The sequence below is a fragment of the Agrobacterium sp. DKPNP3 genome (assembly GCF_052686535.1).
Genome location: NZ_JBQYSN010000127.1, coordinates 1 through 11,070 on the forward strand (window position 1 = coordinate 1; position 11,070 = coordinate 11,070).

The window sequence follows — 11,070 nt, forward strand, 5'->3', positions numbered from 1 at the left end:
TAGGGATAATCCTGCGCGGCAGCGGTGCCGTAGGACGCAAAAACACTGCCAGTCGCGATAAGCGCGGCAATGGTAGAAAGAATGATCTTTTTCATCTGGGCTACTCCATAAGTCTGCTTGCGGAGATAGAGGCCTATTATGCCCGGATGATGGCACAGTATGGGTGAACGGCCTGTGAATGGCGGATTGCCGAATGTTCATGTTGCGTCGGCGAGCAAGCCGAACGGGTGGGGAGGAATTTAGCCCCTATACGCAAAAAGCCCGGCTTGGCCGGGCTTTTCCTGGTAAATTTGGTCGGTGATCAGAATTTCACACCCAGACCCACTTTGACCGTGTGCTGATCGAAATCGGTATTGATGCCGAAGATGTCCTTGTCGCCATAATCGTTGTAACGATATTCCAGGCGGCCGAACACGTTGTCGGTAAACGCATAGTCCAGGCCTGCGCCAACGGTATAACCGTTGAAGGTCGTGCTGTCCTTGCCGCCGGGCGTTTCGATGAAGCCGCGGGTCGCGGTCCAGCCGGCAGTACCGTAAATCAATGCGCGGTCGAAGGCATAACCCACGCGTCCGCGAACGGATCCCTGCCAGTCGGTGCCGACGTTGACACCCGCGTAGTCGTTGTCGTTCCAGTTGTAATCGACATCACCTTCGATACCGAGGACGAAGTTGTTATCGAACTGGTAGTTATAGCCTGCGAAGGCACCAAGAACGCCACCATCGAAACTATCCGATACGACGGGTCCGCCGGCTGAAAAATCGCCGTTCGCCCAGCCTGCACCGCCCTGAATACCGAGGTAAGGTCCAGACCAGGTAAAGACGGGCAGCGTTTCCTGTGCGACTGGCGGTGCCGGGTTTTCATACACTGCATCCGCGGCCATCGCCGTGCTGGCCGACAGGGCCAGGAGTGACGTTACGATCAGCGTTTTCATCGTTTTCTCCCTGAGCTGACTGACATCCATAGCATAAATTAGCTACTTTAGATATGGGGCTGGATTTCGCGGTTCCAAGAGGCTTTGCGTCCTCTTGGCATTGCTTGGCCAACGACCCCGGATCGCGGCTTTTTATCGCCCCGCATCATTCTACTGTTGCTGCGAACGCCTTTGGCTGCATTTGGTTCCGCGTGTTGTTCCATCGAAGGTGCCAGGGTTGAGATGCAAGGTGTCACGCTTGGTTGTCTTGACAGGGGGGAAGGCGACCATAAAGTTGTGGCTGTCTGCCGCAGCCTTTGCTTCGACGTCATGGCGCATACGGTCGGTCGGACGGCATTGGCCCCTAAAGACAGGCCGAGGGTGATAAGGCATGGGAGGATGAGATCGGATGGAGATTGATTTTAGCGGAGGAGGGGCGACGTGATTGTCGGAGCCGTTCTCAGTGCCATCCTTCTCATTTCTCTCATTGCATTTCCACGGCATCTGAAATCCGTCGTCATCGGCCTTCTGCTGATCTGGACCACAACGGCGGCATTCGTGATTTATGATTGGCAGCGCGGTAGCCAGCGCCTCGAACATATTATTGCAACCGCCAGCTTCGACGCGGCTTGCCCGGACCCGGCACTGCCGATCCGCGTCAGCTTTCGGAACGACAATGCGGTCGCGGTGCAGCGGCTGACCTATACGCTCGAAGGGTTCGAACCTGCCTTCCGCGCCTCGGTTGCCTTTGATCCCTATCAGGTAAGTGAGAGGCGAATAGAGGCGGGTCAGACTTTTTCCGCCTGCCGCTCTTCCCGGCTGCGCAACAATGAGCGGGTAGAGCCGCAACGGCTGGAATGGCGCGTCACCGTTATCTCAGCGGAATTTGGCTGAAGACGTCAGGGCCTGCAGCCATCACGGCATTTTGAAAAATCTCGATCCGGTCAGTGGGTGTCGTAAAGGCCTTATATCTCAGCGGCTTCAAGTGGCAGTTCGGTGCCCAAACTGCGGCGGGCGGCTGAAACGTCAGCACCTGCTGACTTGTTTTCGTCCATTTGCAATGCCACTTCCCCTGCATCCGATCGGCTTCGTGGGTTAATGTTTTGCGCCTTGTTCTGAGATTTCTGAAAATCACTGCTGTCTGCGTCGTTGGGCTTCCGGTTCTGGCCGGCGCGCATATGGGCATCGGTCAGCTGACCGGAAATTTTCATGAGGTCATACCCGGGGAACTGTACCGTTCGGCTCAGCCGAGCGGCAAGGACATCGCGTCCTATGCCAAGGCTTACGGGATCAAGACCATCATCAATCTTCGCGATGAAAAGCGCGAGGGATGGTATGAGGCTGAGAGTCGCGCGGCGAAAAACAACGGCATCCGCCTTATCGATTATCCGATGAGCTCGAGCGAAAAGCTTTCGGTCGACGATTCGGAAACGCTTGCAGCCGTGCTGCGAAATGCCGAAAAGCCTGTCCTGATCCATTGCGAACATGGGGCGAACCGAACAGGCCTTGCCTCCGCGATCTATGTGTCTGCCGTGGCCGGCAAGAGCGAGGCCGCCGCCGAATTCCAACTCTCGCCCTATTACGGACACGTGCCTATACCCGGCATCGGGCGCTATGAAATGTATCAGTCCTGGGATGATTTCGAGGAAACGATCGGGTTCTGATGCGCAGCCTCACGCGTGTGGCGTTATGCCGGCCCTGGGCCGGCATAACCAATGGTCTCGCAGCGCGCCTTAGAAGTCTCCACCGCTGTCGCGGATGACCTTTGTCAGGCTTCCCGCTGCCGGAAAGAGCGGGATGAGGCAGGCCTGGAGCGCGTGGTAGATATCGCCCTTGCCGGGGAATAGCGTGTGAGCGGGCACCAGATTCTCCGTCAGCTCCTCATGCCAGCCACCGTTTTCATGATCGATGAAGCTGTTGGCAATCGTGCTCCAGATGCGGCGGTAACTATCCTCGTAGAAGGGGTCGGCCGGCAGGTTTTCGTTGAGGAAGTGGGCCGCACCCGCCGCCTCGCACATGGGCCACCAGAGTTTCGCCCGCTTGTCGGGAGTGTCATTCCAGTCGAGCGTATAAAAGAAGCCGCCCTTGTCCCGGTCCCAGCCAAGCGCCATGGATTGCACGAACAGGGATTTGGCGGCGACAGGCATCCAGTCGTGCCGGCGTTCGCCCAGCACCCAGAGCTGGAGGATAAGGCGGGCCCATTCCAGCCAATGGCCGGGTGTGGAGCCGGAGGGGCGGAACATTTCGTTGCCGCGATAATCCTTGTCGAGGGTCCAGTTTTCGTCGAAATGCTCCGGCACGCGGAAATCCAGTTCGCCGGCGCGGCGGCGGATGACGAGATCGGCGATGCGTTCGGCCTTGTCGAGGTAATTATTGTCGCCGGTCACCTCATAGGCCGCCATCAATGCTTCGGTCAGATGCATGTTGGAGTTCTGGCCACGGTAATTGTCGATGGGCGACCAGTCGCGGTTGAATTCCTCGGCGATAGCGCCGTGCTTTTCCTCCCAGAAACGGGTTTCCAGCACATCGGTGATATCGGCCAGCATCCGGTCGGCGAGCGGGTGGCCGACGGTTTTGGCGGAAGAGGCGGCCAGAAGCACGAAGGCGTGGCCATAACCCTGCTTGGTGGCATCCACTGGGCCGGCATCATTCACCTGCCAGAAATAACCGCCATGGTCGCTGTCGCGATGTCTGTGCCAGAGATAGGTCATGCCGTGGTCGACGATATCGCCGCAGCCCGGACGGCCAAGCAGATGGCCGATGGAGAAGCAATGCACCATGCGGGCGGAGGCGTGGATGCCGCGCACCGGGTCGTTCGGCTGCAGCGGCACGCCTTTGGCGTCCAGATCAAAAAAGCCGCCGGCAGGATTGAGCGCCCGGTACTGGAAGAAGTCGAAAAGCGCCTCGGACTGTTTTACCAGCCACTGGCGGTGCCAGGGCAGTGTATTCCAGTTGCGGCTGTTGTGGTCGTCCTCGGCCATGTCTTCCTCCATGCGATTTGCTGCTTCGGCTTATATCCTTGCCATAGAGGCCTGTCATCTGGCAGCGATATTTCGTAACGTGCCCCATGGGCGCAAAGACTTTCCTTTGCCTTGAAGATATATTGACATAAACATATCTTTATGTGACTTGACGATTTGTGGTTTTGCGAAGCGGAAATGGGGAGTGTGCCGGTGTTAGACGATCTTTTCGGCCCTGTGGGGGCAAAGCGCGACGGCGCGGAAATCTTCCAGGCGCTGCGCAAAGCTGCAAGCGAACGCATCCTCATTCTCGACGGCGCCATGGGTACGCAAATCCAGGGGCTCGGTTTTGACGAAGATCATTTTCGCGGTGATCGCTTCATCGGCTGCGCCTGCCACCAGCAGGGCAATAACGATCTTCTGATCCTCACCCAGCCGGATGCCATCGAAGACATCCATTACCGCTACGCCATGGCGGGTGCTGATATTCTGGAAACCAACACGTTTTCGTCCACACGCATTGCGCAGGCCGATTACGAGATGGAAAATGCCGTCTACGATCTCAATCGCGAAGGCGCACAGATCGTGCGCCGCGCCGCCCAGCGTGCGGAGCGGGAAGATGGCCGCCGCCGTTTCGTGGCGGGCGCCATCGGCCCCACCAACCGCACGGCCTCGATTTCCCCTGACGTCAACAATCCCGGTTACCGTGCCGTCAGTTTCGACGACCTGCGCATTGCCTATGGCGAACAGATCGATGGCCTGATCGACGGTGGTGCCGACATCATCCTCATCGAGACGATTTTCGATACGCTGAACGCCAAGGCGGCGATCTTTGCCTGCGAGGAGCGTTTCGAGGCAAAAGGCATCCGCCTGCCGGTCATGATCTCAGGCACGATCACCGATCTCTCCGGGCGCACGCTGTCCGGCCAGACGCCTTCGGCGTTCTGGAACTCGGTGCGCCACGCCAACCCCTTCACCATCGGCCTGAACTGCGCGCTGGGTGCCGACGCCATGCGTCCGCATCTGCAGGAATTGTCCGATGTCGCCGATACCTTCGTCTGCGCCTATCCCAATGCCGGCCTGCCGAACGAGTTCGGCCAATATGACGAAACGCCTGAGATGATGGCGCGTCAGGTGCAGGGTTTTGCCCGCGACGGCCTCGTCAACATCGTTGGCGGTTGCTGTGGCTCGACGCCAGAGCACATCCGGGCGATCGCCGAAGCTGTCAAGGATTACAAGCCGCGCCCGATCCCCGAGCACAAGCCCTTCATGTCGCTTTCGGGCCTTGAGCCCTTCGTGCTGACCAAGGACATTCCCTTCGTCAATGTCGGCGAGCGTACCAACGTCACCGGCTCGGCCAAGTTCCGCAAGCTCATTACCGCCGGTGACTATACGGCGGCGCTGGCCGTTGCCCGCGACCAGGTGGAAAACGGCGCGCAGATCATCGACATCAACATGGATGAAGGCCTGATCGATTCCGAAAAGGCGATGGTTGAGTTCCTGAACCTCATCGCCGCCGAGCCTGATATCGCCCGCGTGCCTGTGATGATCGACTCGTCCAAGTTCGAGATCATCGAGGCCGGTCTGAAATGCGTTCAGGGCAAGTCGATCGTTAACTCGATTTCGCTAAAGGAAGGCGAGGAAAAGTTTCTCCAGCAGGCGCGGCTCGTCCACAATTACGGTGCGGCGGTTGTCGTCATGGCGTTTGACGAGGTCGGGCAGGCGGACACCTATCAGCGCAAGGTGGAAATCTGCGCGCGTGCCTACAAGCTGCTGACCGAAAAAGCCGGCCTGGCGCCAGAGGACATTATCTTCGATCCGAACGTCTTTGCCGTCGCGACCGGTATTGAGGAGCACAATAATTACGGCGTTGATTTCATCGAGGCCACCAAGACCATCCGCGAAACCATGCCGCTTACGCATATTTCCGGTGGCGTTTCCAACCTGTCCTTCTCCTTCCGCGGCAACGAACCGGTGCGTGAGGCGATGCATGCCGTGTTCCTCTACCACGCCATCCAGGTTGGCATGGATATGGGCATCGTCAACGCCGGTCAGCTTGCGGTTTACGACAATATCGATCCGGAGCTGCGCGAGGCCTGCGAGGACGTGGTGCTGAACCGCCGCGACGATGCGACCGAACGCCTGCTGGAGGTCGCGGAGCGTTTCCGTGGCACAGGCGCCAAGGATACCAAAGTTCAGGACCTGTCCTGGCGTGAACTTCCCGTCGAGAAAAGGCTGGAGCACGCGCTGGTCAACGGCATCACCGACTATATCGAGGCCGATACGGAAGAGGCGCGCCAGAAGGCGGAGCGTCCGCTGCACGTCATTGAAGGGCCGCTGATGGCCGGCATGAACGTGGTCGGTGACCTCTTCGGTTCAGGCAAGATGTTCCTGCCGCAGGTGGTGAAATCCGCCCGCGTGATGAAACAGGCGGTTGCCGTTCTGCTTCCCTACATGGAAGAGGAAAAGCGCCTGAATGGCGGCGAAGAGAAGAAGGCCGCAGGCAAGGTGCTGATGGCGACCGTCAAGGGAGACGTGCACGATATCGGCAAGAACATTGTCGGCGTCGTCCTCGCCTGCAACAATTACGAGATCATCGACCTCGGCGTGATGGTGCCCGCCACCAAGATCCTCGAGACCGCCGTTGCGGAAAAGGTCGATGTGATCGGCCTCTCCGGCCTCATCACCCCGTCGCTCGACGAGATGGTGCATGTGGCCGCCGAAATGGAACGGCAGGGTTTCGACATTCCGCTCCTGATCGGCGGCGCAACCACCAGCCGTGTGCATACAGCGGTGAAAATCCATCCGCGTTACGAGGCAGGGCAGGCGATCTACGTCACCGATGCCTCGCGCGCCGTGGGTGTCGTTTCCGCGCTTCTCTCTGATGAGCAGAAGCCTGCCTATATCGATGGCATCCGCGCCGAATACGCCAAGGTGGCGGAGGCTCATGCCCGCAACGAGCGTGAGAAGCAGCGCCTGCCGCTTTCCCGCGCCCGGGAGAATGCGCATAAGATCGATTGGTCTGGCTATGAGCCCGTCAAGCCGCAGTTCTTCGGCACCAAGGTGTTCGAGACCTATGACCTCGAGGAGCTTTCCCGTTACATCGACTGGACGCCTTTCTTCCAGACATGGGAGTTGAAGGGCCGTTTCCCGGCGATCCTCGATGACGAGAAGCAGGGCGAGGCGGCGCGGCAGCTTTATGCCGATGCGCAGGCGATGCTTGCGAAGATTATCGAGGAGAAGTGGTTCCGGCCGCGCGCGGTGATCGGCTTCTGGCCGGCCAATGCCGTGGGCGACGATATCAGGCTGTTTACGGACGAAAGCCGTAAAGAAGAACTGGCGACCTTCTTCACGTTGCGCCAGCAGCTTTCCAAGCGTGACGGCCGTCCGAATGTAGCGCTTTCCGATTTCGTCGCCCCTGCCGATAGCGGCGTTGCCGATTATGTCGGCGGCTTCGTGGTGACGGCGGGTATCGAGGAAGTGGCGATTGCCGAGCGTTTCGAGCGCGCGAATGACGACTACTCGTCCATCCTCGTCAAGGCGCTGGCCGACCGTTTCGCGGAAGCCTTTGCCGAGCGCATGCATGAGCGGGTGCGCACGGAGTTCTGGGGCTACGCGCCGCAGGAGAACTTCAATGGCGACGAACTGATCTCGGAAGCCTATGCGGGCATTCGGCCCGCGCCCGGCTATCCGGCCCAGCCCGACCACACCGAAAAGAAGACGCTGTTCGCCCTGCTCGACGCCACCAATGCAGCGGGTGTGGAGTTGACGGAGAGCTATGCCATGTGGCCGGGTTCTTCCGTGTCGGGCATCTATATCGGCCATCCCGAAAGCTATTACTTCGGCGTTGCCAAGGTGGAGCGCGATCAGGTTCTCGATTATGCGCGCCGCAAGGACATGCCGGTGGAAGAGGTGGAGCGTTGGCTTGGCCCGGTGCTCAACTATGTGCCGACGAATGCGGCAGAAGAGATCGACAGCGCGGCGTGAGGCTCGACGCATTGCCTCCTCAATAAAAAGCGCGGGGCCTGCCCGCGCTTTTTTTGATTTTCGTCAAACCTACGAACGCAACGCCGCCAATTCTTCAATGCCGACATGACTTTCGATCTCGCTGCCGCGCAGATAGAGATAGACGCCGAGCGCGAAGGCGAGGATGGCGATGAACACCAGATACCAGGCATGCGCCATCGGGTTGATCGCAAGCGCTGTCGTCACACCAATCGGCGTCAGCCCGCCGAAGACCGCGTAGGAGACATTGTAGGCGAAGGAGAGGCCGGAGAAGCGGACCGAGGCCGGGAAGGCGCGGACCATGACATAGGGCACCGCACCTGCCATGCCGACGGAAAGGCCCATGACGCCATAGAGCACGAACATGGTCTGAAGCGAGGTTCCGGCATAGCTATAGAAGGTGAAAGTGGCGACGCCGAAGAAGATGCTGGCGCCCATGAAGAAGATGCCCGAGCCGACACGGTCGATCAGGGCGCCGGCGATGATGACGCCGAAGATCAGGAAGAGCGTGCCGAAGCTGGTACCGGCGAGCGCCTGCGTTGGCGTATAGCCGTAGAGCTTTTGCAGGAAGGTGGCGGTCATCAGCGTGGTGACGACGATAGCTGCCGACAGAACCCATGTCAGCAGGGCGGAGATGATCACACCGCGCATATGATGCTTCAGCACCAGCCCAAGCGGCAGCTTGTCGGTGAGCGACTTGGACTTCTTCATTTCCATGAAGATTGGCGTTTCCTCAAGCCAGCGGCGCAGATAGACCGCGATGAGGCCGAATACGCCGCCGAGCAGGAAAGGGATGCGCCAGGCGTAACCGGCCACATCTTCCGGTGTGAAGAGCGAGTTGATGGCAAAGGCGATCAGTGAGCCCAGCATGATGCCGAACGAAAGACCGGACGTGAGGAAACCGCAGGCAAGGCCGACGCGGCGGAAAGGCACATGTTCGGCAACGAAGGTCCATGCACCCGGTACTTCACCGCCGATGGCCGCACCCTGCAGCATGCGCAGGATGATGAGCAGGATGGGAGCGGCCACGCCGATGGTGGCATAGGTCGGCATCAGCGCCATTCCGAGTGTGGAGAGCGCCATCAGGAGGATGGAGAAGGCGAAGACGCGCTTTCGGCCATACCGGTCGCCATAATGCGCCAGCACAATGCCGCCGAGCGGACGGACCAGATAGCCGGCGGCAAAGATGCCGAAAGTCTGGATCATCACCAGCCAGTCCGGCATTTCAGGCGGAAAGAACAAATGTCCGATAACGGTCGCGAAGAATACGAAAATGATGAAGTCGTAAAATTCGAGCGCACCGCCCAGTGCCGAAAGGCCTAGCGTTTTGTAATCCTGGCTGTTGAGTTGCCGGGCTGCTGCCGGGGTGGTGGTGGGAGACATGACGCCGCTTCTCTTCTAAATTATGTATTACTTATGGGAATGCGACATGCGCGCTGCGATTTCAAGCCTTATCGATGCTCAATCGCTCAGGTATTTTGACGGACGGTCGAGGAAACGCCGCAGGAAGCTGATGTTGTCCAGTTCATCGTACAGACGCTCACTAATTCCATCGTCATCGAAGGAGTAGATCGTCGCTTCGGGAATGGCCAGCAGCACAGGTGAGTGGGTGGCGATGATCAGCTGCGCGCCATGGTCGGCCGCGCTGCGGATCAGTTCGGCCAGTTCAAGTTGCTTCTGCATGGAAAGCGGACTCTCGGGTTCGTCGAGAAAATAGAGGCCTGCGCCATGGACCCGGCGGTGGAGGATGTCGAGAAATCCCTCACCGTGCGATCTCGAATCCAGAATATTGTGGCGGACAATCCTGCGAAAAGTTTCCGGGGTTTCTTCGGGGAAGTCTTCGCCTTTTTTCAGAGCTTTCTCGCGTTCCCACCGAAAATCGTCCAGCGCCTCCTCATTCTGGCGGCGAATGTAGCCCAGCACGTCCTCAGCGCGCAGGAACATGCGGATTTTCGGGTATTTCTTGCGGGAGAAATAAAATGCCTTTGCGACCGTTTCGGCGTGCTGGAGGTAAAGATCGCCCGCCACCTGGCCGTGATTGCCGATCGCATAGGCCGTCATGCCTGCCGCCAACCCCTCCAGCAAGGTGGACTTGCCTGAGCCGTTATTGCCGGCGAACAAGGTGATCGGCGTCTTGAAGTCCAGACGCTCCAGATGCCGCAGCGCCGGAACGGAGAAGGGATAGTCGTTCCTGTCAGTCTGCGTTTCCTTCATCGTAACGCTGTCGAGAAACAGCATGTCGCGGTCCTTCATCCAGTTTTCCGATCGCCACACACCGATGCACGATCAAGGAGATGGTGCAAATCGATTGCGGTTCATTGCAGTCTATCGTCGCGCGCCGGCTGCGCCAATGGCTGCTGCGCCAACCGGGATCGGTTATGGCGCTCTGGAATTTTTGATTTTTTTTGATTACTAAAATATAAAATCCTATATTTCCATGTATTGTTCGTCGATTTTCTCTAATATAAATAAAATTTAGACTTATATAAACAGAATAAACTCCAAATTAATGGAGCGTGTTTAATTGTTATCCATATTTTATATTTGAGATATCTGAATGATGCATCTTGCACTCTTTTCGGTCGCATTTCTGTTTTTTGCGATATTTGCAAGTGAATCCGAGGCGGGTCGGTTCCGGTTTTCTATCTTCCCCGCATTTGGCGGCGGCGAGACGATCGATCTTGTTTACGACCTGCCGGACACAGAGCCGTTTCTCCGCAACGGGGAGGCCTATGACCTCGGTTATCTCAATAGCGAAAAGAACAGCGGCTACGTTCTATATCGTGGCGAGTGGTACAGCAAACTTACCGATGCGGATATCGCCAGGTTGAAAGCGAAGCTTGGATTCGATCCGACGACGAAGGATCGCATGGAGCGGGCGGCAAGGGGCAGCAACGCATCCTGGACGCTTGCGATCGTGCTCGCCGTCGTCGTCGTCGGCATCTTCGTGCTGGTTCACAAGACGATGCAGATCGTGCGTTGGCTTGGCCGCTTGTCCACAACGTCTTTTGTCAAGGCCAGCAAGGCGCAGGATGAGGAGGAGCCGCTCGCGCCGCTTGAGGCTCGCAGGGCGCGGCTGGCGAAACGAAACCAGAGCGACGCGCCTGCCGAGCCGGTATCGCGCGGTCTGAAGGATCGTGGTCCGGCACCGGAAGAGCCGTTACCGGCCCGGACCGGCACCCCCGCCAGAGCTTT

The 11,070-nt window shown here is 58.4% G+C and carries 8 protein-coding genes; 4 read left to right on the plus strand and 4 right to left on the minus strand.

Going from position 1 to position 11,070, the window contains the following annotated elements; translation table 11 throughout:
• Positions 1–301: 301 nt before the first annotated feature.
• Complete coding sequence (locus ACUTJJ_RS23045) at positions 302–931, minus strand: outer membrane protein (protein WP_144577295.1); 630 nt, start codon at positions 929–931, stop codon at positions 302–304.
• 420 nt (positions 932–1,351) lie between these two features.
• Between ACUTJJ_RS23045 and ACUTJJ_RS23050 the strand changes: the two genes are divergently transcribed.
• Positions 1,352–1,804 (plus strand): hypothetical protein, encoded by a 453-nt coding sequence (locus ACUTJJ_RS23050; protein WP_445543546.1) that lies wholly within the window; start codon positions 1,352–1,354, stop codon positions 1,802–1,804.
• A 209-nt stretch (positions 1,805–2,013) separates the two neighbouring features.
• Complete coding sequence (locus ACUTJJ_RS23055) at positions 2,014–2,574, plus strand: dual specificity protein phosphatase family protein (RefSeq protein ID WP_404496960.1); 561 nt, start codon at positions 2,014–2,016, stop codon at positions 2,572–2,574.
• A 69-nt stretch (positions 2,575–2,643) separates the two neighbouring features.
• On the opposite strand, the gene ACUTJJ_RS23060 is transcribed toward ACUTJJ_RS23055, so the two are convergent.
• Complete coding sequence (locus tag ACUTJJ_RS23060; RefSeq protein ID WP_445543547.1) at positions 2,644–3,903, minus strand: AGE family epimerase/isomerase; 1,260 nt, start codon at positions 3,901–3,903, stop codon at positions 2,644–2,646.
• A gap of 180 nt (positions 3,904–4,083) precedes the next feature.
• Between ACUTJJ_RS23060 and metH the strand changes: the two genes are divergently transcribed.
• Positions 4,084–7,857, plus strand: coding sequence for a methionine synthase (metH, locus tag ACUTJJ_RS23065; RefSeq protein WP_445543548.1), 3,774 nt, complete (start codon positions 4,084–4,086; stop codon positions 7,855–7,857).
• 69 nt (positions 7,858–7,926) lie between these two features.
• Here metH and ACUTJJ_RS23070 read toward each other — a convergent pair whose 3' ends face one another.
• Both ACUTJJ_RS23070 and ACUTJJ_RS23075 read right to left on the minus strand, forming a co-directional pair.
• Positions 7,927–9,258 (minus strand): MFS transporter, encoded by a 1,332-nt coding sequence (locus ACUTJJ_RS23070; RefSeq protein WP_445543549.1) that lies wholly within the window; start codon positions 9,256–9,258, stop codon positions 7,927–7,929.
• A 78-nt stretch (positions 9,259–9,336) separates the two neighbouring features.
• Complete coding sequence (locus ACUTJJ_RS23075) at positions 9,337–10,113, minus strand: AAA family ATPase (protein WP_445543551.1); 777 nt, start codon at positions 10,111–10,113, stop codon at positions 9,337–9,339.
• A 319-nt stretch (positions 10,114–10,432) separates the two neighbouring features.
• Here ACUTJJ_RS23075 and ACUTJJ_RS23080 point away from each other — a divergent pair.
• The coding region (locus ACUTJJ_RS23080) for a hypothetical protein (protein ID WP_445543550.1) at positions 10,433–11,070 on the plus strand (638 nt) is incomplete at its 3' end.

Excerpts from the sequence above, each read along its gene's own strand:
- ACUTJJ_RS23045 (WP_144577295.1), bottom strand. The coding sequence starts at position 931 with ATGAAAACGCTGATCGTAACGTCACTCCTGGCCCTGTCGGCCAGCACG.
- ACUTJJ_RS23070 (WP_445543549.1), bottom strand. The coding sequence starts at position 9,258 with ATGTCTCCCACCACCACCCCGGCAGCAGCCCGGCAACTCAACAGCCAG.
- ACUTJJ_RS23075 (WP_445543551.1), bottom strand. The coding sequence starts at position 10,113 with ATGCTGTTTCTCGACAGCGTTACGATGAAGGAAACGCAGACTGACAGG.
- ACUTJJ_RS23060 (WP_445543547.1), bottom strand. The coding sequence starts at position 3,903 with ATGGAGGAAGACATGGCCGAGGACGACCACAACAGCCGCAACTGGAAT.